Source organism: Anabaenopsis sp. FSS-46 (genome assembly GCF_029891665.1).
GTDB classification, from domain to species: Bacteria; Cyanobacteriota; Cyanobacteriia; order Cyanobacteriales; family Nostocaceae; genus Anabaenopsis; species Anabaenopsis arnoldii.
On sequence record NZ_JANQDG010000054.1, the window covers coordinates 34,019 to 56,148 of the forward strand.

Here is a 22,130-nt window from a genome sequence, read left to right on the forward strand (position 1 = left end):
GTATCAGTTGATGAACATAAATAAAGAATATATAGCAATCCTAAATGATTCATGAACAATTTCTGTTCCCCGTTCCCTGTTCCCTGTTCCCTTTCCTCACTCATAATTTCTCAAGTCAAATAGGATGACTATATATTATAGGAATGCAATTCTGGCTGTACTAAAGATGACAGCGCTCAGGATTGCAGTGATTGGAATTGTAATTATCCATGCAACTGCAATATCTTGTAAGGTGCGAAATTTAATTGATTTGGTATTTTGCACCATTCCAATACCAATTACACCGCCAACAAGAGCATGGGAGGTGGAGACAGGTAAACCTAACCGAGAGGCTAGTAGGATGGTGGTAGCGGTTGCAAGTTCGGCACAAAATCCACTACTAGGTTGTAAAGAAATTATATTTTCGCCAATGGTAGCAATTACCTTTTCACCCCACACAGCTAAACCGGCGACAATACCAGCACCACCAAGGATTAAAATCCAGATGGGGATGGTGATGCCATTAATAGGTACGCTACCAGTGAGATTAATATAGACGATAGTAGCTAAAGGAGCTATGGCATTACCCACATCATTAGAACCATGAGCAAAGGCGACAAAGCAAGCACTGAGAACTTGAAAGCGAGCGAATAGGCGTTCTACTTCTCCTCCCTCTGCTGCTAACTGTCGCCAACTAATGACCGTGAGTACAACAGCTGCAACAGCACCTGTAAATAAGGGAATGTCATAACTGGGTAGGTTTAAACCTATTTGCTGATTTAAGTAGTTGGTCAGGGGTTCCGTTAAGGAAGGGAGAAGAATTACACCGAATATAGTAAGTATAATTACACTCAACCAGGGAATCCACTGTTGCATCTGTGCTATTGAATTTGGTTGTTGTAAAATCCAGTGCTTAATTTGACTGTAGAATAGAGCCGCAATGGCACTACTAATAATTGGTGTGCAAATCCAGCCGATGCTGACTAAGCCAATGGATGACCAATTAATTGCACCTCCTCCCCCAGCTACCCAACTAAATCCGGCGATCGCACCGACCACTGCATGAGATGAAGCTACAGGTAGACCGCGAGAGGTAGCAACTTGCAGCCACAAACCACAGGTAATTAAGACTGTTACCATACCAGTTATGTAAATTTCTGGTGTAGCAGTGAATAAAGCAGGATGAGCAATTTTCGTGGCTAAGGTTTGGGATACTTCATGCCCAAATAATACAGCGCCCGTAAACTCTAAAATTCCAGCAATAATTATTGCTTGTTTTAGGGTGATAGCTTTGGAGCCTACAGAGGTTCCCATGGAGTTGGCGACATCATTAGCGCCGAGATTCCAGGCGACGTAAAAGGCTAGTAGGGCGATGATTAAGGTAATGGACATTTAGGGTGGGGGTAGATGGAAAGAAAACAGCGATTCTGTGATCAATCAATAGCAAGGGACTATCGTCAAATCACGAGCAGCGCTATAAATATTATTTTCTGCTGTTATCTTGTTTGCCCGGATTACGGATAAATTAAAATTTTGTATGTTTCTGGTGTAGGTGCGATCGCTTGTGCTACGGCTGCTGATAAATCTTGTAATGGATAGCGATCGCTAATCAAGGCTTGGACATCGATACGCCGATTAAACACAATGTCCGCTGATAAACCCTGAAGCCGATAGGATGAACTGTAACTACCCATCAAGTCAATTTCCCGACGGTAAAGAATATTCGGGTTAATGGGAATTTCTACTTGATCGGGAAATTCGGCGAAGAATAGGATTTTACCACCTTTGCGGGTACATTCCAAGGCTTGAAAGAAAGCCTTATCACTGGGAACTGCTAAGAGAGTCACATCAACGCCCATCCCCCCAGTCAAGGCGTGAATTTTCCCTGGTAAATCAGGATCCCGCGCATCAAAAGCCGCATCTGCACCCACATTCAGGGCTTTCTCAATTCTCGATGGTAATAAATCAGTGGCGATCGCTTTCGCCCCAAAATACTTAACCAACATGACAAACATTAACCCAATCGGTCCTGCACCTGTTACTAGAACAGTTTGTCCTGGGGCAATTTGGGCTTTTTTCACAGCTTTGAGACAGCAGTTAGTCGGTTCTACAAAACTCGCCTCTTCAAAGCTGATCTCATCAGGAATGGGAATTAACCCCCCATTCTGGACAATATGTCCGGGAACCTTGACATACTCAGCAAAACCGCCACCGCTAGCATTAAATCCGGCCGTGGTAGAGATATTTTTATAAACATCGCACATAGAGAAATTATCATTGAGGCAGTAGGAGCAACGCATACAGGGGATATGGTGCATCACTGCTACCCGTTGTCCTACTTGCCAAGATTCTACCTGAGAACCGACAGCGGCAATAGTTCCGGCTGTTTCATGACCAAATATCCGCGGTGGTGCATACAGAGGATAACGAATTTTTTTAATATCTGATTGACACAACCCCACAACTCTCACCTGTACCAGCACCTCATCCGGTTCTAGGTTCGGGACTGGGATTTCTTCGTATGATAGTTGATTTACACCCCTAAATACCTGTGCTTTCACGTTGTTTTTTCCCACTCATCTTTATTAGATTTAACATTTAGTCGAGCTGAAATAATCAACTGTCATCCTCCCTTTTCAAATTAAATTTTCCCAATGAAATAAAATCATGAAAAATTGACCGAGGTGGAGTGATGGTTCATCAGACATATACAGCTGATGTCTTAGTTGTAGGCGGAGGAACTGGGGGAACTGCGGCGGCCATTCAAGCAGCACGAAGGGGAGCAAAAACCATTTTAGTCAGTGAGTTTCCTTGGTTAGGGGGAATGCTCACATCCGCAGGGGTATCTGCACCCGATGGGAATGAGTTAATGGCTTTTCAAACTGGCTTATGGGGCGCATTTTTACAAGAATTGCGACAACGACAGGCGGGGGGATTAGATAATAGTTGGGTGAGCTTTTTTAGCTATGATCCCGGCATTGGAGCCAAGATTTTTGCTGATTGGGTGGAAGAATTAGGGAATCTGCATTGGATTTCTGGACAGGTACCAATAGAAGTATTGCACCAGGGGAATTGTATAACTGGTGTGCGGTTTGCAGACTTCACAGTTACTGCCAAGATAATTCTTGACGGTACAGAATTGGGGGATTTATTGGCTTTAGGAGAAATACCTCACCATTGGGGCTGGGAATTACAATCTCAGTGGGGAGAAAGTAGCGCCCCAGCAGATTATAATTATCTCACACAAAGGTATCCGGTGCAAGCCCCTACTTGGGTGGTAGTGATGCAAGATTTTGGTGAAAGGATTGCTCCGGAAATTCTCCGATCCCCCAATTATGATCCGGCCTTGTTTGCCGGTGCTTGGGATAATTATGGGGCTGAGAAGTTCTTAAATTATGGACGGTTGCCGGGTGGTCGATTTATGATCAACTGGCCTATATGTGGTAATGACTATGGCGAAGGTGTAGGAAGATTAATCGAGTCAGAAGCAGCTAAAAAAGAATTTTTACAAGAATGTCGCTGGCATAGCCAAAATTTTGCTCATTTTATCCAAAAAAACTTGGGTAGGCGCTATGGTTTGGCTGAGTCAGTTTTTCCGGGTAACTGTGGTGCTTTTGCCTTGCATCCTTACTACCGGGAAAGTCGCCGCTTGGTGGGGGTAACTACTGTGGTAGAACAGGATATTTTACCCATGTCTGGGGGTAGGGTCGCCCCTTTGTGCGCGGATACGATTGCTGTGGGTAATTACGTTAACGACCATCATTATCCTGGATTCAATTTACCACTGCAACCGAAATCTATATGCTGGGGGGGGCGTTGGACTGGTACACCCTTTACTGTTCCCTATGGGTGCTTGATCCCCAGAATCACAGATGGTTTATTGGTTTGTGAAAAGAATATTTCTGTATCTCACATTGCCAATGGTGCTACCAGATTACAACCTGTGGTGATGGGTATTGGTCAAGCTGCGGGAATGGCTGCGGCTATGTGTGTTGAGTTGAATTGTCAGCCGAGGGATTTACCTGTGAGACAACTGCAAATTGCTCTGTTAACAGACTTGCAAGTGCCTGGGGCTATTGTACCTTTATTTAATTTAGATATATCAGTCCAAAATCCTGCATGGGTAAATTGGCAATTGTATTATTTAAATCAACCTCAAGCCTATCCATTAAGTGGAAATTACCCTATTTACTTAGATAGTAAACAAGTGTTAACACACAGTGTAAGTTGTTTTACAGGTATTTTTCAGGGGCGAAATCAGCAGGATTACCAATTTACCATGAGAACACCAGATGACTATGATGGTCAAACTTGGCAGATTGTGACTTTGCGATCGCCAATAGAGGAAAAACTACAAAGGTTAATAGATGGGCAACCCCTAACTATTTGGGGTCTCCTCAATCATGCTGGTCATTGGTTAATAGCTGAAGAAGTGGAAATATCCTAAACTAATTTTTTTTTCAGTAAAGCTGACTACTTTTTGAGGATGTTTCCGGAAAGTCTACCAGAAAAACAGTAGTATTAGTCAGAGAGTCCTAAAATAAACATCTATTATGGGAGCTACGATTTCACTTTTGGTTTCAAGTTTAGTTTTCAGTGTATTAGCTGTTAGCTACCAGGTAAAGGCAAATCTCTCATCTGAGATGTTGATATTTTCTTCTAGTTCACAACAGTTCTACTCAGATTCATCTGCATATCAAGCGCAAGCTAATGACAGAGAAAAACCCATACCACACAGGGGTAGTGGGCGTATCAATAGCATAGAAGAGCAGGGTATTGATGGTTGACCGAAGAGTGGCCTATCTGTTAGGTCAGAAGTGAACAGCACCCGGATCAAATCCTCAAGAAGCCTGCGGTAATTGTCTGGTAGGGGTAAATACTGAATGATGGGATGAAGCGCTGATATGTATGTATACGGAGTGACTCTGAACTTCAGAGTCACTTTTAAGTATGTTAGCAGATAATCTGGTTCAGGCTGGAGAACTTACTTTTTAGCTTCAGCAATGGGAACCCACTCAGTGTGGAATGTTCCTTCCTTGTCAAGACGCTTGTAAGTATGTGCGCCGAAGTAGTCCCGTTGCGCTTGAGTGAGATTTTGGGGTAGGCGATCGCGGCGATAGCTGTCAAAATAATCCAAGGATGCACTAAAAGCAGGTACTGGGATACCCACTTTTGCAGCTGTCATAATCACTTCCCGCCAAGCATCTTGTCTGTCGAGAATAGTTTGCTTAAATTCGGGAGCCAACAACAGATTAGGTAATGCAGGATTTTCGTTAAAAGCCTTCTTGATTTTATTTAAGAAGCCAGCACGAATAATACAGCCACCTTTCCAAATCCGAGCCATTTCACTCAGAGTCAAATCCCATTTATAAGTCTGGGAAGCTGTAGATAACAGCGCCATACCCTGAGCATAAGAACAGATTTTAGAACAATAAAGAGCATCACGCACCTTATTGACAAAATCCTTCACATCCCCATCAAACTTAGCACTAGGACCTGTGAGGCTGTGAGATGCTGCTACCCGTTCATCTTTAATAGAAGACATAATGCGGGCGTTAACTGCTGCGGTAATTGTGGGAATAGCCACACCCAATTCCAAAGCAGTTTGTACAGTCCAACGTCCAGTTCCCTTTTGACCAGCTGCGTCAACAATTAAATCTACCAAGGGTTTCTTGGTTTCGGGGTCAACGTAAGGGAAAATATTAGATGTGATCTCAATCAAAAAGGAATTAAGTTCATCGGTGGTGTTCCACTCAGTGAACACCTCATGTAACTGACTTGCACTTAACCCAGCCACATTTTTCAGCAGGTCGTAGGCTTCTGCAATTAACTGCATATCACCATACTCAATACCGTTGTGTACCATTTTGACATAATGGCCAGAACCACCAGGGCCAATATAGGTTACACAAGGGCCATCATCGACTTGGGCGGCAATCTTGTTGAAAATTGGGGAGAGATATTCATAGGAGCTGGGTGTACCACCAGGCATAAGTGAAGGGCCATTCAAAGCGCCTTCTTCACCGCCACTCACACCCATACCAATAAACCGCAGTCCCACAGGTTCTAATTCCTGAGTCCGGCGTTCTGTATCTTCAAACCAAGAGTTACCACCATCGATAATGATATCGCCTTCATCTAGTAAAGGTTTGAGTTGGGCAATTACTGCATCTACTGGCTTACCAGCTTGCACCATCACCAGGATTTTGCGGGGGCGTTCTAATGATGCAACAAATTCTTCTAGGGTAAAGGCGGCTTTGACGTTCCTTCCTGGTGCACGCTGCGCCATAAACGCGTCGGTTTTTTCTCTGGAGCGGTTATAAACTGCAATTGGGAAGCCATTACGCTCGACGTTAAGAGCTATATTTTCACCCATTACGGCTAATCCAATCACACCAAAGCTTTGTAGTGTCATAAATTATGTTTGGCTAACTCTTGCAGATCCTTTTATCTTTAGAGTAAACCGAGATTTTGGCTGATCTCCTAAAGAAGACCTTAAGACTTGAATAAACAGTGAGAATCTATAATTAACACAAGGAAATAGTTGTTGCAACTCTCAGTATTCCAGTCAATTTCGTATACTTGTTACTTAAGTACAAAATCAGGAAATGACAATGTTAACTAAACTCGGGGAATTCCCCATCAGCTGATGGGGCGGGGTAGTTGATTAAATCAATTTCTTTCATATAGAGGATGAGTTAACCCTCTCCATTGCTTTAGACATAGTAGAAGGTCAACAAATCAAAAACAGTCAGGACAGCCTATATGAATGAATCCTTACAGGCACTACCATTATTGGTGTTACTGGTGGGTATAGCAATTGCGATCGCCATTTTCATCAAGTCTGGTTTAGAAAGCATTGGTGTTCCTGCTTTGGTTGGCTATTTAGTAGTAGGATTTGTCCTGCGCCTGATTGATCATCAATGGCATATCCTTTCCCCAGAGGGAGAAGAAATTTTTGACTTCTTGGCAAAATTAGGCATCATTATCTTACTATTCCGAGTGGGATTAGAAAGTGACCTAGCCGGACTAATCCGCCAACTTTACCGTGCCAGCATCGTCTGGGCGGGTGATGTTTTAGTGAGTGGCTCACTTGCTTTTGTTGTCTGCTACTGGTGGCTGCAACTAAGTTTAATTTCCAGTTTGTTTGTCAGTACTGCCATGACCGCTACCAGTGTAGGGGTAGCCGTTGGGGTTTGGCAGGAACAGAAAGCGACAGACTCCCCCAACGGTCAGCTAATGCTAGATGTAGCCGAAATGGATGATATTTCCGGTGTGATTTTGATGGCATTGCTGTTTGCGATCGCACCTATGTTAGAAGAGAGTGCCAACGGTTCTATCTTACCCGTTATAGTTAAAACAGCAGGAGGTTTCTTGCTGAAATCTATATTATTTGCCACTATCTGTTATGTATTTTCCAGGTATTGTGAGGAGGCAGTTACAGTTTTTCTCAGGAGAATAGAAAAACCCCCAGATCCAATGTTGACTGTTGCCAGCATTGGATTCATGATTGCTGCGATCGCTGGTTTATTGGGATTTTCCGTTGCCATCGGCGCCTTCTTTGCTGGACTCGTGTTTAGCCGCGACCCTGAAGCTGTCAAATTAGATACTTCATTCAGTACACTTTATGAATTTTTTGTGCCGTTTTTTTTTATTGGTATCGGTTTGCAAATTGAACCTAACGCCTTAATAACGGCTTTCGGTCTGGGTGGCGCTCTGTTAATTGTAGCCGTACTAGGTAAAATTATTGGTGCTACAGTACCTGCTGTATTTATGAGTGGATGGGTCGGAGCGACATTACTAGGTGTGAGTTTGGTTCCCAGAGCCGAAATTACCCTAATTATCATGCAACGAGGTCTATCATTAGGAAATTGGGTAATTTCTCCACAGGTATTTGCTGCTATGGTTGTTGTATGTGGTTTGACTAGTGTCGCCACGCCTCTGATTGTGCACCGAATGTTGGAGCAATGGCCACAAACACAAACAGGAGAATGATGACAAAAATGGGTTTAAAACCCCTGATGCAATAAGGAGTAACCAAAAATGCTGGCATATATTCTAGCTTTTGTGGTTGGACTAGGTAGTTTAGCCATTTATATAACAGCTTTCTTGTTTCCGGAAATCCACCGTAAAAATGATTTTATCTGGAGTGGTGTGGGACTTTTCTATGGTTTAGTGTTATGGGTGTTTGCTCCGCACATTTCTGGAGGCTTGTTACTGGGTCATATAGCTAGCGTCGCTCTGTTAGTTTGGTTTGGGTGGCAAACTTTTTCATTACGTCGCCAAGTCACCCCCCAAACAGCACAAACCCCAGTCCCCAGTGCTGAAACCATAAAAACTGGGATTCAGGAGCAAATAACTAAGTTATCTCTCCCAGATAGGCTGGCTCAGGTACAACAAAGTATTAGTAAGATATTTAGCGGCGCACAAGACAAGGGACAAGAGGCGATCGCCCGGAAAACCCCTGAAACTCCTAAGATGGAGCCAACCAACTCTACAGCACCCCAGAAACCTCTAGTAGAGATTATTGATAAAACTGCGGTGACACCAGCTTCCCCACCAGCAGAAAAAGTTGCAACCCAGGAAGTCCCCGAACCTACTCCACCAAATCCCCCACCTGCGGAAATGGTAGCTGCAGCACAACCTGAGACGGAAGAAAAACCATCGCTTCCTGCTGAGGAAATTGCACCGGATGCAGCACTTGCACCCCCTGCGGAAGCGCCAGTAGAACAAATACCACCTACTAATCAAGCTGGTTGACTTGGATTAAACCCAAAACATGAAAGCTTCTAAGCTTTCGTGTGCTGGGTTTTACTTCATTTGTTTAAATTTATTGCTACTGGTAACTATCGAGTTTTGTGAGAACTAAAAGCAAATAATATCATTAATTTACAGCAGATTTCATCTGAGTAGATACAAGGGCGGGCAAGATGCCCACCCCACAAGATTTATGATATTAAGATGTGTACTTTATTTACTTGAAAAGTTCTGTATATAGCAATTTACAACAAGTGTTGAATGTTAAGAAAAATCAGCTAAAATAGCCCTAAATATACTATTTAGGACTATTTTTACTAAGTATGTAAAGTTTGGTATCGATATTCAACATTTCTACTTAGGCGGTAACCATTTCTGGTAATAAATTAGGGGATGCCGGATCAAAATGTAAAACTATAATTTGTTCTGGACGCAACCCAATAGATTTATAAGTTTGTCCGTTACTATGGCTAAATTCTACTTCAAAAGCAGCACCATCAGCTAATAACTCGACTATTTTACCAACTTGACCACGCAATAATTTATATTCAGGTAAATCAACTCTTAATGCTACTACCTCTAGTAATTTGGGTGTATTTTGATTCCTTTCGGCTCATCTTCATGTATAAAAAAATAGTTAGAGTAATTTCTTAATTCAAAACTCTGCTATACTATAGTACAGATGAATTACAAGCATTTAAAATAATTAAGCCAAATTAATAATTATCAGGTTAAATAATCATGTCTAGTACACACACAGGTATTGAGTGGACTGATAAAACTTGGAATCCCACAACTGGTTGCGATAAAGTTAGTCCAGGATGTTTACATTGCTACGCAGAGGCTTTGACTAAACGGTTTCCTAATAATTTTAGAAATGGATTTAATTTAACTTTACATCCCGACAGGTTGGTAGAACCTTTAAAGTGGAGAACCCCTAGCAGAATTTTTGTCAATTCCATGAGTGACCTTTTTCACGAAGAAGTACCTCTAGATTTTATACAAAAAGTATTCAAAGTTATTGAGGCTACACCTTGGCACATATATCAAATCTTAACAAAAAGACCTGAACGTTTAGTTGAGTTAGCACCTAATTTACAATTCCATAAAAATATATGGTTGGGTGTATCCGTAGAAAATCAAAATTACGTCCACCGCGTTGATTTGCTGCGTCAAGTTGCTGCAAATGTCAGGTTTCTTTCATGTGAACCACTTTTAGGTTCATTGAACCTGAACTTAAAAAATATTGATTGGGTTATAGTTGGGGGAGAGTCAGGACAAAAACATCGTCCTATGAAAATGGAGTGGGCTGAGGATATTCGTGACCAATGTCAAAAAGCTAAAGTAGCATTTTTCTTTAAGCAAGTTGGTGGGAGAACTTCTAAAGCTGGTGGTAAGTTACTAGATGGTAAAATCTGGGATGAAATGCCTAATGCTTGGCAAAAACACCATCAACAATGGGGTGTATCTCCACAGAAATTAAGAGTTAAAAAAGAAAGTTTAGGGCTTACTGCTTAGGTGTAAATGTCACTTTAACTGCATCTCCAAAGGTAATTTCTCCTCTGTTTTTTCGTCTTTTATTAGCAGGTGGTTCTGCTGTGATTTTTCCTTGGGATTCAAGATTTTTCAGAGCGGCTTTGTAATTCTTCTTAATGTAGCGTTTACCTACATTATGCTGTAGATAAATTTCTTTCATGGTGATTGTTTGTCCTGCAAATTCATCTAGGAGCATTTGTTCTAATTCATCTAGAGGACGATTAAGTTCAAACAGCAATGGCTGCATAGAAGTAGCTGGGTTATATTCAAAAGATGCTACTCCTTGATTTTCTTCAGAACTCTCTTTAGCCATTATCTCTTTCATTATTTCATATCCCCTGAATTCCTTACTGACGAAAATTAAATGATGGCTTGTACGATTTCCATTTTCATTTTTAAAACAAAAGGGTAAAACATACTCACCACCCATTTCTTGCAGAGCTTCGCATATAGCCTCTAAGATTGTTAACTCCCTTTCTCCTGGCTTGAGTGCTTGTAGTTGTGAACGTAGTTTATCTGCTCTTGTTTTTCCAAATAGTGCATTTATATGTTCTTCAACTGCTGTATTACCTAACCCCATATTAATCCGATTGTAATTAAAAAAGAAAAGGCAATCACAGCCCCAGTTTCTGACGACTGAGTTGATAAGTTCTAATGACAATCCTTTGTATCCCCAAGGATACAAAAAATAATGTAGGAACTAAATTTAGCTGTTTAAATGTTTGAACAATATTTTCTCCTACTTCGTAATTGATGACATTAGGTTGATATTTTAAAGTTTGAATACCAGGAATTGCATTGATAGCTGATTGCAGAGAATTAGTATGCTGAGAATTAGCATCATTAAATAATGTCTTCAGCATATTTCGCATATCTGGGTGAGCAATTGCGGTTTCTAAAACCTTGATTGGTGTTGATTTAGAACCATTTTCATATCTACCAGGTCCAGCAAAAAGGTCGATGTAGGCAATTTGAGAACCTCTTTTTTTTGCATGTGGTATAATTACTTTCGCCCAAGCCGGTAGATATTTTTCTACAATTCTGGCTTTAATTAAAGATTGCTCTGTCTGTTCATCAAAGAAGGAATCACCAGCCATACGTAATTACTCTATGTCAAACTAGTAAATATTATAATATATAAGTTATTAATAGATGTCTAAAAAATAATGCAGTTTATTATTGAATATGATATATAGCAATCCTAAATGATTCATGAACAATTTCTGTTCCCTGTTCCCTGTTCCCTGTTCCCTTTCCTCACTGATAATTTCTCAAGTCAAATAGGATGACTATAGTTTGACTTGTTGCCAAGGTTGCAACTAATATTTTAAGAAAAGTAGCAAGAAAGCTAGGTTTAGACCTCAGCCGAAGCAGTAGGGTGTCTTTGATAGCACCATTGAAGGGTTATTTGTGGAGTCTTGAAGAATTACCCGGCTTCTAGCCCAGGAGGGTATCAAACCCACCTAATTATACTGCTAGATAAACAATGCTGGAGAAACATTAAAAAATTCTCCTAAAGCTTTGGCTTGACCTTTACTAATTGCTCTTTTCCCATTGACAACTTCGCAAACAACTCCTTTCGAGCCAATAATTCCTACTAAGTCAGATTGTTTAATTCCCTGAACATCCATTAAGTGCTTCAGAATTGCACAAGGGGACGATGCTTCAATGGGATACTGCTTGTTTTCAAATTCTTCAATAAGAGTTACTAAAAGCTCTAGTATAGCAGTTTGCTCTGGCGTACGTTGTTTACAGGCCATTAATTGCTCAACTGTTTTTAAAGCGCGATCGCATTCTTTTTCTGTGGTGATAACTTGAGGTTGATACTCTAGCAGAAGTTGACTGTAAGTGATTCTGTTAAAAGAAGTCGTCATATTCCTTTGCGCCCGCTTGGCGGCGACCCAACATTAGGAGGATTTTCCCCCGTTATCGGCGGGGACCCGTATCATGGCTTACTTCAATCCACAAAAGTAAGTATTAAAGTTAACAGTTATCAGTCGAACATATTATTATATAATAATTATATCTAGTTCTCAAAAGAAAGGGTCATTTTTCCATTTATCTTTATTATATTCAGCGTGGGTTAAAAAATATTTGTAATAAACTGTTTGAATTTCATAATCAATACTCACAATGAGGCGATAGGCATTACCTTTAATATTGAATACTGTAAAATTGCTGACCACATCTGCTGTGATGTTTTTTGTCTCACTTAATTTAGGTTCTCATTTTGAGAACTAATTGTCAAGGTGATTTCTCGGTATCCATGCCCATCTTCTATAATTGATGGGATAACTTGCATATATAATCATAGGCATGAGACTGTGACAGAACCTGGAAGCTACAAAGATACGGTAAACTTACCCAAGACTCAATTTGAGATGCGGGCTAACGCGATGAAGCGGGAACCCGAAATTCAAAAATTCTGGGCGGAAAATCAGATTTACGATCGCCTGTCGCAGGAAAACCCCGGCGAATTATTTATACTCCATGATGGGCCTCCCTACGCCAATGGCTCATTGCATATTGGTCATGCCTTAAATAAAATTCTCAAAGATATTATTAACCGCTACCAATTACTGAGAGGACGTAAGGTTAGATACGTCCCTGGATGGGATTGTCACGGTCTTCCTATTGAGTTGAAAGTTCTGCAAAACATGAAGTCAGCAGAACGGCAAAGTTTAACGCCTTTGACACTGCGACAAAAGGCGAAAGAGTTTGCTTTAGCTACGGTAGATGACCAACGGGAATGTTTTAAACGGTACGGTGTGTGGGGTAACTGGGAACATCCCTATCTGACTCTGAAGCCGGAATATGAAGCGGCACAGATTGGGGTGTTCGGCGATATGGTGTTAAAAGGATACATCTATCGCGGTTTGAAGCCGGTTCACTGGAGCCCTAGTTCTAAAACTGCTCTAGCTGAGGCGGAGTTGGAATACCCAGAAGGTCATGTTTCCCGCAGTATCTATGCAGCTTTCCCGGTAACAGGTCTGTCTGATGCGGCTAAACCTGTTTTGGGTGAATTTTTACCTCATTTGTCGGTGGCTGTTTGGACTACGACCCCTTGGACTATTCCGGGTAATTTAGCTGTGGCGGTAAATGGTGATTTGAGTTATGCTGTGGTGGAGGTTTCACCCACAGACCCACTGTCGCACAGAGAGTTTTTGATTGTAGCGGCTGATTTGGTAGAGCGTTTGTCTGCTATTTTGGCTGTGGATTTGGCTGTGAGAGCCACTTTTGATGGGCAGATTTTAGAACATACTACTTATCGTCATCCTCTGTTTGACCGCGAAAGTCCCGTTGTCGTCGGTGGTGATTATATTACCACTGAGTCCGGTACTGGGTTAGTACATACTGCCCCCGGTCATGGTCAAGAGGACTATATTGTGGGTCAGCGTTATGGTTTACCTATCCTTGCTCCCGTGGATGATCATGGTAATTTTACTCAGGAGGCGGGTGGTTTTGCTGGGTTAAATGTTTTGGGTGAGGGAAATCAGGCGGTAATTGATGCTTTGACTGCTGCTGGTTCTCTGTTGAAGGAGGAAGCTTACGCTCACAAATACCCCTATGATTGGCGGACAAAAAAACCTACAATTTTTCGGGCGACTGAACAATGGTTCGCTTCGGTGGCTGGTTTTAGGGAAGCAGCTTTAAAGGCGATCGCTGGTGTAAAATGGATTCCAGCCCAAGGGGAAAATCGCATTACGCCCATGGTGGCGGAGCGTTCTGACTGGTGTATTTCCCGTCAACGGACTTGGGGTGTCCCTATCCCGGTGTTCTATGATCAAGGGACGGGGGAAGCACTGCTAAATGAGGAAACTATCAAGCACGTTCAAGGTATTATCGCTGCAAAAGGTTCTGATGCTTGGTGGGAAATGTCGGTGGAGGAGTTGTTACCGGAGTCTTACCGCCATAATGGTAAGTCTTACCGCAAGGGTACTGATACCATGGATGTATGGTTTGATTCTGGGTCTTCTTGGGCGGCGGTGGCTAAACAACGTCCAGAGTTAAGCTATCCTGCTGATATGTATTTGGAAGGTTCTGACCAACACCGGGGTTGGTTCCAGTCAAGTTTGTTGACTAGTGTAGCTGTAAATGGTGTTGCACCTTATAAAACTGTACTGACTCACGGCTTTGTTTTAGATGAACAGGGGCGAAAAATGAGTAAGTCTGTGGGGAATGTGGTTGACCCGCAAATTGTGATCAATGGCGGTAAAGACCAGAAGAAGGAACCTGCTTATGGTGCTGATGTGCTGCGTTTGTGGGTGTCTTCGGTTGACTATTCTGCTGATGTGCGTCTGGGTAGTAATATCATTAAGCAATTGGCTGATGTGAGGAACAAAATTCGCAATACAGCGCGGTTTTTGTTGGGTAGCTTAGATGATTTTGACCCGGAAACGGACGCAGTACCTCTGGATGATTTAGCAGAAATTGACCGCTATATGTTACACCGGATGACTGAGGTGTTTACAGAAGTTACCACAGCTTTTGAGAGTTTCCAATTCTTCCGCTTTTTCCAAACTGTCCAGAATTTCTGTGTGGTGGATTTATCCAATTTCTATTTAGATGTTGCTAAGGATAGGTTATACATCAGTGCGCCGAATTCTTTGCGCCGTCGCAGTTGTCAAACGGTGTTGCAAATTGCTTTGGAGAATTTAGCACGGGCGATCGCTCCGGTTTTATGTCACACTGCTGAGGATATCTGGCAATTTATCCCCTACCATACACCCTATAAGTCAGTGTTTGAATCTGGCTGGGTACAGGTAGATGAAAAATGGTTAAATCCTGATTTAGCGGAATTTTGGCAAGAATTGCGCCAAGTTCGCAATGATGTGAATAAGGTGTTAGAACAAGCTAGGGTAGAAAAAATGATTGGTTCCTCCCTGGAAGCAAAGGTTTTGCTGTACGTGAAGGATGATCAATTACGTTCCCTGGTGAAAAAACTGGATTCTGACAATGGTAATGGTATTGATGAACTGCGCTATCTGTTTATTACTTCCCAAGTGGAACTATTAGAGACTCCAGAAGCATTAGCAGATTTAAAATACAATTTGCAATCTGATAATTGGGAAATTGGGGTAGTGGATGCAGAAGGGAAAAAATGCGATCGCTGTTGGAATTATTCTACCCATGTAGGAGAATCAGCAGAACACCCCCTACTGTGTGAGCGTTGTATCCCAGCTTTAGCAGGAGAGTTTTAATCAAATACAGAATCTCACCCCCCACCCTCAGAGGATGTCTGAGGGTGGGGTAAAACCCATGGAACCCCGTTACAACTTCTGTAATAATTCCTGAGTTAATTGATTAAATGCTTTGGAACCTGATGACTGAGGCGCATTTAAAACTACAGGTAGAAAACTATCCACAGCTTTGGCGACATTCATATCAACTGGTATTTGGGCTTTACAAATTTGTTCTACACCAAAGTCTTCAATGACGCGGTGCATTACTTGTCGATAATATCTAGCGTTGAGAAGATTAGAACTAGCCATTGTAAAGACAATTCCCAGCATTTTGATATCTATTTTGGCTTCTTGTTCGTGACTGTCCTTTAATTGACCAATACGTCGTTCTAATAGCTGGATACCAACCACAGATAAGGGTTCGGGTTTAGCGGGGAGAATGTAAAAGTCACTCGCTGCTAAAGCACTCCGGGTTAATAAATTATAGCCCGGCGCACAATCTAAAAGGATGAAATCATACTCATCACGCACTGGTTTTAAAATATTATTGATCAGGACTCTTTCAAAGCGATTCCATACAGTTTCAAAATCTTGTTCACCTAAAGCTATTGCTTGTTGGTGCAGCATTTCTGACACAACAAATTCATCATATAAGTCAATATCTCCGGGTAATAAATCTAGTCCAGGAAGATTACAAACCTGAGCTTGGATAATATCATGAATTGTCAGTTTTGCGTCTGGTTCAGGGTTGATAATTTGGTCTATTAAATATCTAAATGTTTTGCGGTGTTTGCGAAGTTTAGCAAACTCTAAAGGAGACATCATGCTAAGTGTAGCACTGATTTGGCTGTCTAAATCTAAGACAAGTACCCGCTTACCGTGATTTTGCGCTAAACAGGTGGCGATGTTGACTGTAAGGGTGGTTTTACCAACGCCGCCTTTCATATTTGCAGTAGCTATAATATATCCCATTGGTGAATTCCTCTGATGACGCGTTCCCATATTTAGGTAGGGTACACTGTTACTCAATAATTAAAACTTGTATAAAGTTAATATTTTTGGCATATTTTGGGAAACTTATTTTACAGCTTAAAATGAGGGTATGTAAATCTTTTGAGCATACAAGCTCTGTAGTCGCTGCATTTGCGCCCCTATCTGGTAAAGCAAATCACCTTTACCCAACAGGTAAGCAGCAGATGTTTCTGTCCCTCCCAGGACAATTTTTGAGTCAGCTTCGCTAGCAGTTCGCAGGGCGATTCTTCCCGGTAAGTTAGAACGGATAATGGGGGTAACAATACCCGCTTCTGGGCGCTGTGTGGCTATAATTAGATGTATACCTGCAGCTCTAGCCATTGCTCCCAAACGTTTTATACTTAATTCTAATACTTTACGGACTGCTTTTTCTGCCATAAAGTCGGCATATTCATCAAAGATGCAGACAATACGGGGTAAAGGGTGGGGGGAATTTTGATTATAGGTGATCAAATCAGGACATCTGGCGTTCTCCAATTTGTGGTAACGAGATTCCATTTCTGTAACTAATTCTTCCATGAGTTCTACAGCGCGATCGCTGTCTTTGACTACAGGAGAATATAACCAGGGGATTTGCTCAAATTCTGGGAATGTGACTCTTTTGGGGTCAACTAGTGCAATTTTCAGATGTTGGGGAGAATGATGATATAGTAAACTTAAGAGGATCGATCGCAAAAACTCACTTTTACCGCTCCCAGTAGTACCACCTACCAAAAAGTGACAAGTATTCGCATCGGATAAATCAGCCTCTATCAAATCTCCATCTATACTCACCCCCATAGCGATTTTTATCGGTACTGTGGGTGGTAAAAATTCCTGTTGAATATATGTTTCAAATCTAGCAACTTGACGCTGTGGACGTGGTAAATCAATGCTGACATAACCAGCTTGGGGAGCAATCAAAGGCGGTCGTTCTAAACCCAAGTGTACTTGTAAATCTGCTGATAATTTCATAATGGCATTGACTTTTACACCTAAATCAGGTTTAAGCTTCACCCTGATAAAAGCTGGACCAATCGCCGCACCCTGGTACTCCACAGGTACTTTAAAAGATTGGAGAGCATTAACTAAATCCTCCCCAATAGCATCAGCATTTACAGACTCTCCTCTATTATTTTCCCAAGTATGATCTTGAGTAACTTGATTGTCCCTGTTTTCAGGAACCACACTAAAAAAAGTCCCACACTTTTGCTGCTGGGGACAAATTTCACACAAATGAACCTGAGTTGTTACAGGTGGCCCATCGGGTTGGGGTGGTTCCCAACTCAACCATTGCTGCATCTGTAATAATTTGTAGGGAATCAGTTGATGTATTGTACTTTCTAGCTGTTCCCAAGAATATTGATATTCTTTAAACTCCGGTAAAACACAATAAACCGATGCATCCACAGCCACCTTTTTAGTTTGCCATAGCATATAACTATAAAGTGAAACCTGGGCTAATTGCGCCGATGGGTCTACAGGCTGATAGGTCTTAAATTCTACCACACACAAACGTTTTTTAGCCAAGTTAAAAACTAAGCAATCAAATTCCCCCCTCACCCGTTGCTGTCTGCCATCAGGTAAAGTAAAGTAATGCTCAAGGCTGGATTCTCCAGATATGAAAGTCTGACTAATTAAACTTTCTCCATCGCAATAACTACGATTAGCGATTAACAACTGTGCAAAGCGTTTAATCAGTCCCTGTAAGCCCTCCCAAACTTTTAATAAAATTACTACTGTATCAGGGTAGTTTTGGATTACTCTTTCTAAGTATGGGTAAAATATTAATTTATAAAATATTCCTTGCATTCTAGAGGCAACCTCCTCTATATTTAGCAAGTATGATTCTGGCTCAAATAAAGTCTGAAATTCAGGTTCTACTAAAGCTAGTTTGATCAACTCATCTGCTAATTTGTGAAAGTGGTTACCAATACCTCTAGGAGTATCAGGGGGTAAAAATATTGCTGAGTCGCCAAATTTATGATTTAAATAAAAAAGCCGCGGACATTCAAAAGCGATTCTCACCTTAGTAGGATTTAAGGAGGGGTGAGAAGGTCTTTCTTTTACCGGTTCTGAAATATTATTTTCCATATCTAATAAACTCCGATGTACAGCAGCTAAATACACTGTATCCATAGCTGCATATTGTAATTGCTTTTCGCTCAGGGGGCGTATTCCCCAGTCGCTTGCTCCTGATTCCGCATCTACATTGACAAAGTGACAAAGTTCTGATGCTAAGGTTTTCAGTTTTAAATTAGAAACTTGCAAACGTTCACGGGTAATTTTTCTGGCTATTTTTAGGGTACAGGTAACATTAGTTGCTAGTTCTCCCCCTAAATACCTCAGGTCAAAACTAGCATTGTGAAAAACCTTTTCAATACTAGAATTAACCATGATTTGATTAATAAACTTTGTGGCTAAATGATATTGATCTAATACATCCAGAATATAAGCAGATACCCCTGTTAAATCTTTAGAGTCAGCTAACACCTGAATTAGGGATAACCGGGGATTTTGAGTGTACCAATCTGCAATTTCTGTATCTACCCATAGGAGTTTTGTAGATGCTAACTCAGATATTACATATTTAATTTCGCCTGGGTCTGTGAGGTACTGCATTAACTTTAATTAAGTAAACAAATCACTTGTTCTTTCACTTCAGCATGGGGGTTAACAATTTTTACTTTCTTTTCCTGACATAATAAATCAATTAATAGGTGAGTTTCAGTTTCTTTGAGATTGGGAAACTGACTTGCTGCTTGGGAAATTAGAATAGGGACACCCAGAAAAGCTTGGGTTGTGATGACATTTAATAAAAACTCTTTGATTGGTCTGAAATCTTGTTTAGCATTTCTATTAAAGTTGCTATCATCATTAGGTTCAGGTTTGGTAATAATTCCTAAATCTTGTAGTAAAACACATTTGTGCAATACTTTACACTCACGGATAAAGCTTTGTAATGTCTGTAAATTAATGTTTTTCTTCCCTATAAATAATTCTTGGCAAAGTGCCGAATTAACTAAAGAATGGTAAGTAGCTAAGTGATGCACTGATTGAATAGTCGGTTTAATGTGAATATGTTGAGTATTGTTAAAAATCTGGCTATAGATCTCATAAGATTTCAGTTGTGGTTTTCCTACATTACTAATTCTAATTAGGACAAGTTTCTGACATAGATTTTGCTGAACTGCTTTATGACAGGCGTTCATTACATGGAAGAAATTCGTCATGTTAGAATCTTCTGTCCATACAACACCTATTTTTTGTTTACTACCACGATGTTGATAACTCAAGGAATAGCTCGCATATTTACCTGCAATCATTTTAGATTTTACGGACTGCAATTGTAATGCTTCTAATGCTTCTTGCAGCATCCGCACTAACTCAGGAGATGACAATAAGGAAATTTTACTCAATTTTCCTTGATACTTTTTATATTCTTGTTGCCATAATAATTGAAATTCTGCCCGATCTTTCTCCTCAGAATCGAAACTACCAGAAAAGTCATTCTTTCTGACTTTAAAATTTATGGGCTGTTTTTGTGGCTGTTGTGGTAGGTCAATTAATATAGTTTGTCTAATATTCAAAAGGGAAACTTTATATTTTTGGTACTCTGACCTTCCCAAGATTAACGCATTTCGGGGATTAGTTTTACCACCGGGGAAATTTTTCTCTAATAATTGAATATTTAAGGGAAAAATAGGTGATTCCGGCTGGGGTTGGGCTTGTTGATATATTGTTTGTAACTGGTAGTACCACAGTGCTTCCGCTTGTTTGAGGTCAATGGGTTTTAGGAATATTTCTCTATCGATTCTCGCTTGGTCAGAGTGGGGAATATGATCCCACGTTTGCTTCCAATGATGGGAAACTAAGGTAATTATTATGAGAAAATTGTAGATATTTTCATTATGGATAGTAGTGTTTACCCTAAATATGGATTGCGGATTAGATAAGAAATTGGGTATACTTTCTACCTGATCAAAACATAAAACAATGGGCTGAGTAGCGGTGGATATTTTACCAAAGTTAGCCAAAATCTGCTTGGCTGCATCTTCTGTGTCAATACATTGCTTAACTCTTAAAGTCTGCATTGATTCTTCACTTAAGTCATCACCTCTCAACCACTCGCAAGCGAGGGGATAAAGTTCTGGATCTGTGAGGTCATGTAGAACTCCAAAATAATGATCTGGGTTGTAAATACCAGCAGTTTGATACTTTCTTTTCAGTTGTTTAATAAATTTTTGACGATCATTTAGCAATAATTGCCAAATACTATCATTAAATGGTTTATTTTTTAAGTTTCCTTGAGTGAAGGCTGATAAATTTTTCAGCCACAGAATTAGTTGAGATTCTTGCTGTCCATCTGATACCTGAATTAAACTGTCAACGGTAGCTCGTAAGATATGACGCCAAATATAATTATCATCTACCCAGGGAGTTATATAAGCAAAAAAAGCCTTTGGGTTGAGTTGACGCTTGACTCTACCTAAAAGATAGCTTTTACCGGAACCAGATTCACCTATAAGTAAAATTGTCCGACTACTATTATCTTTAACTACTAAATTCAGCAGGTTTTCAGTTTCTGTGATTACCTCTTGATGGATTGACTCAACCATAGAGTTTAACTCTTGACTTTGACCCCAAAAATTACCCGTCCTCAAATTTACCAAGTCAAAGGGGTTAACTTCGCGTTTAATAATGTCGTTAATAGATGCCATAATTGATTCAGGTGAGGGAGCGAACTGGATTGATAAACTAATATATCTATTGGTCGTTCACAATTATAAAGAACAAGGGACCACCGACGTTTTGCGGAATACCCGCATTAATTTGTTCTGTGGTGTACCGTGTAGGATCTAACAATGAACTCAATTCAATTTTGTCAGTTTTTTGCAACCGATACAGCGCCTGGTCTAGTTCATCTCGTGACAGTGGCGGTTGTAACTTCTGACGTAAGTGAAAAATGGGTAAGTAATTCCTTGTACCTAGTTCTTTATCTAACTGTTGAATTATCTGTAAAATATCTTCATCAGTACAATTAAGAGTTGTTTTTGCAGTAGTAATTTCCGCTACAGCTACATTACCGCGTAAATGCTTGCGCAAAAACCGGAGGTAATTATTGAGTAAGTCTAGGCTAATATTTGCCGTTCCTGTGGGGGTGTATTCATCCCGTAAGAACTCGATTCCTCTTTCAGTTAGCCACACTTGAGATTTTGTTGTTTTGATTTTGAGTTCAATTGCAATCAAACCACGGTCATTCAGGGTTTGTAGTACGGTGTCTCGTTCAGCAGCTTTGAGTGAGGTGATTTTACTGGGGGTGATTTTACCGGATGTTTGAGCAATCTTCTGTAGTACTTTGAGTTCTTTGGGTGGAATGGGAACTTGAGTTAAATCGAGTTTGAGCAGTGCTTGACCGGGGGGGAGAATTTTAACGCTAGCAATCTCACGAGAATAGTCTACCAGCTCGCGATCGCCTAAACTCTGGCAAGTTCGTTTACTACCTTTAAAAGCACTACTTGTCAGGCTGGCTCGATAATTTATACATCCGAGCAATTTTAACAGAAACTTTAACTCATTAGTATCCATACCTGTCAGCCTGATTTGCTATTTCCTAGAAAAATTGACAGTACATATTATAACATTCAGTCTCAGTTATCTAGG

15 protein-coding genes and 2 pseudogenes are annotated in these 22,130 nt (G+C 40.8%); 5 read left to right on the forward strand and 12 right to left on the reverse strand.

Annotated elements, in window-relative coordinates:
• Positions 1-135: 135 nt before the first annotated feature.
• Together NWP21_RS05265 and NWP21_RS05270 are read right to left on the reverse strand one after the other, a co-directional pair.
• Positions 136-1,371, reverse strand: coding sequence for an inorganic phosphate transporter (locus tag NWP21_RS05265; RefSeq protein ID WP_280791883.1), 1,236 nt, complete (start codon positions 1,369-1,371; stop codon positions 136-138).
• A 122-nt stretch (positions 1,372-1,493) separates the two neighbouring features.
• Positions 1,494-2,540, reverse strand: coding sequence for a zinc-dependent dehydrogenase (locus NWP21_RS05270; RefSeq protein WP_280791884.1), 1,047 nt, complete (start codon positions 2,538-2,540; stop codon positions 1,494-1,496).
• A 131-nt stretch (positions 2,541-2,671) separates the two neighbouring features.
• Here NWP21_RS05270 and NWP21_RS05275 point away from each other — a divergent pair, with 131 nt between their 5' ends.
• The gene (locus tag NWP21_RS05275) at positions 2,672-4,426 is read left to right on the forward strand and encodes an FAD-dependent oxidoreductase (RefSeq protein WP_280791885.1); all 1,755 of its coding nucleotides are present in this window, start codon (positions 2,672-2,674) and stop codon (positions 4,424-4,426) included.
• Positions 4,427-4,963: 537 nt separating this feature from the next.
• Here the strand turns inward: NWP21_RS05275 and gndA are convergent.
• Positions 4,964-6,394: an NADP-dependent phosphogluconate dehydrogenase gene (gene gndA / locus NWP21_RS05280; protein ID WP_280791886.1), complete on the reverse strand. Its 1,431-nt coding sequence runs from the start codon at positions 6,392-6,394 to the stop codon at positions 4,964-4,966.
• Between the two features lie 350 nt (positions 6,395-6,744).
• On the opposite strand from gndA, the gene NWP21_RS05285 reads away from it, so the two are divergent.
• Together NWP21_RS05285 and NWP21_RS05290 are read left to right on the forward strand one after the other, a co-directional pair.
• Positions 6,745-7,974, forward strand: a complete 1,230-nt coding sequence (locus tag NWP21_RS05285) for a cation:proton antiporter (RefSeq protein WP_271734585.1) — start codon at positions 6,745-6,747, stop codon at positions 7,972-7,974.
• Between the two features lie 48 nt (positions 7,975-8,022).
• Complete coding sequence (locus NWP21_RS05290; RefSeq protein ID WP_280791887.1) at positions 8,023-8,739, forward strand: Ycf66 family protein; 717 nt, start codon at positions 8,023-8,025, stop codon at positions 8,737-8,739.
• A gap of 355 nt (positions 8,740-9,094) precedes the next feature.
• Here the strand turns inward: NWP21_RS05290 and NWP21_RS05295 are convergent.
• Positions 9,095-9,337: pseudogene (locus tag NWP21_RS05295) on the reverse strand (DUF4926 domain-containing protein); the annotation flags it as partial.
• A 140-nt stretch (positions 9,338-9,477) separates the two neighbouring features.
• Between NWP21_RS05295 and NWP21_RS05300 the strand changes: the two are divergent.
• Positions 9,478-10,254, forward strand: coding sequence for a phage Gp37/Gp68 family protein (locus NWP21_RS05300; RefSeq protein ID WP_280791888.1), 777 nt, complete (start codon positions 9,478-9,480; stop codon positions 10,252-10,254).
• On the opposite strand, the gene tcmP (NWP21_RS05305) is transcribed toward NWP21_RS05300, so the two are convergent.
• The 4 genes and pseudogenes from tcmP (NWP21_RS05305) to NWP21_RS05320 all read right to left on the reverse strand — a co-directional run.
• Positions 10,244-10,957 carry a three-Cys-motif partner protein TcmP gene (gene tcmP, locus NWP21_RS05305; protein ID WP_348519756.1) on the reverse strand — a complete coding sequence of 238 codons (714 nt, stop codon included), beginning with the start codon at positions 10,955-10,957 and terminating at the stop codon, positions 10,244-10,246. The genes NWP21_RS05300 and tcmP (NWP21_RS05305) overlap by 11 nt on opposite strands.
• Positions 10,887-11,369 (reverse strand): three-Cys-motif partner protein TcmP, encoded by a 483-nt coding sequence (tcmP, locus tag NWP21_RS05310; protein ID WP_280791890.1) that lies wholly within the window; start codon positions 11,367-11,369, stop codon positions 10,887-10,889. Before tcmP (NWP21_RS05310) ends, tcmP (NWP21_RS05305) begins: the two co-directional genes overlap by 71 nt.
• Positions 11,370-11,747: 378 nt before the next feature.
• On the reverse strand, positions 11,748-12,146 hold the full coding sequence (locus tag NWP21_RS05315) for a transcriptional regulator (RefSeq protein WP_271734590.1): 399 nt from the start codon (positions 12,144-12,146) through the stop codon (positions 11,748-11,750).
• A 159-nt stretch (positions 12,147-12,305) separates the two neighbouring features.
• Positions 12,306-12,464: pseudogene (locus NWP21_RS05320) on the reverse strand (type II toxin-antitoxin system HigB family toxin); the annotation flags it as partial.
• Between the two features lie 132 nt (positions 12,465-12,596).
• On the opposite strand from NWP21_RS05320, the gene ileS reads away from it, so the two are divergent.
• Complete coding sequence (gene ileS, locus NWP21_RS05325) at positions 12,597-15,473, forward strand: isoleucine--tRNA ligase (protein ID WP_280791891.1); 2,877 nt, start codon at positions 12,597-12,599, stop codon at positions 15,471-15,473.
• A gap of 69 nt (positions 15,474-15,542) precedes the next feature.
• On the opposite strand, the gene NWP21_RS05330 is transcribed toward ileS, so the two are convergent.
• The 4 genes from NWP21_RS05330 to NWP21_RS05345 form a co-directional block, all read right to left on the reverse strand.
• A complete protein-coding gene (locus NWP21_RS05330; RefSeq protein ID WP_271734593.1) occupies positions 15,543-16,427 on the reverse strand; it encodes a ParA family protein in 885 nt (294 codons plus the stop codon).
• 117 nt (positions 16,428-16,544) lie between these two features.
• Positions 16,545-19,088 carry a DNA translocase FtsK gene (locus NWP21_RS05335; RefSeq protein ID WP_280791892.1) on the reverse strand — a complete coding sequence of 848 codons (2,544 nt, stop codon included), beginning with the start codon at positions 19,086-19,088 and terminating at the stop codon, positions 16,545-16,547.
• Positions 19,089-19,093: 5 nt separating this feature from the next.
• Positions 19,094-21,187: an ATP-binding protein gene (locus tag NWP21_RS05340; RefSeq protein WP_280791893.1), complete on the reverse strand. Its 2,094-nt coding sequence runs from the start codon at positions 21,185-21,187 to the stop codon at positions 19,094-19,096.
• 46 nt (positions 21,188-21,233) lie between these two features.
• Positions 21,234-22,055, reverse strand: coding sequence for a transcription factor RcaD (locus NWP21_RS05345; RefSeq protein ID WP_280791894.1), 822 nt, complete (start codon positions 22,053-22,055; stop codon positions 21,234-21,236).
• Positions 22,056-22,130: the final 75 nt, after the last annotated feature.

Excerpts from the sequence above, each read along its gene's own strand:
- NWP21_RS05265 (WP_280791883.1), bottom strand. The coding sequence starts at position 1,371 with ATGTCCATTACCTTAATCATCGCCCTACTAGCCTTTTACGTCGCCTGG.
- NWP21_RS05275 (WP_280791885.1), top strand. The coding sequence starts at position 2,672 with ATGGTTCATCAGACATATACAGCTGATGTCTTAGTTGTAGGCGGAGGA.
- gndA (WP_280791886.1), bottom strand. The coding sequence starts at position 6,394 with ATGACACTACAAAGCTTTGGTGTGATTGGATTAGCCGTAATGGGTGAA.
- NWP21_RS05285 (WP_271734585.1), top strand. The coding sequence starts at position 6,745 with ATGAATGAATCCTTACAGGCACTACCATTATTGGTGTTACTGGTGGGT.
- NWP21_RS05290 (WP_280791887.1), top strand. The coding sequence starts at position 8,023 with ATGCTGGCATATATTCTAGCTTTTGTGGTTGGACTAGGTAGTTTAGCC.
- NWP21_RS05300 (WP_280791888.1), top strand. The coding sequence starts at position 9,478 with ATGTCTAGTACACACACAGGTATTGAGTGGACTGATAAAACTTGGAAT.
- tcmP (WP_280791890.1), bottom strand. The coding sequence starts at position 11,369 with ATGGCTGGTGATTCCTTCTTTGATGAACAGACAGAGCAATCTTTAATT.
- NWP21_RS05315 (WP_271734590.1), bottom strand. The coding sequence starts at position 12,146 with ATGACGACTTCTTTTAACAGAATCACTTACAGTCAACTTCTGCTAGAG.
- NWP21_RS05330 (WP_271734593.1), bottom strand. The coding sequence starts at position 16,427 with ATGGGATATATTATAGCTACTGCAAATATGAAAGGCGGCGTTGGTAAA.
- NWP21_RS05335 (WP_280791892.1), bottom strand. The coding sequence starts at position 19,088 with ATGCAGTACCTCACAGACCCAGGCGAAATTAAATATGTAATATCTGAG.
- NWP21_RS05340 (WP_280791893.1), bottom strand. The coding sequence starts at position 21,187 with ATGGCATCTATTAACGACATTATTAAACGCGAAGTTAACCCCTTTGAC.
- NWP21_RS05345 (WP_280791894.1), bottom strand. The coding sequence starts at position 22,055 with ATGGATACTAATGAGTTAAAGTTTCTGTTAAAATTGCTCGGATGTATA.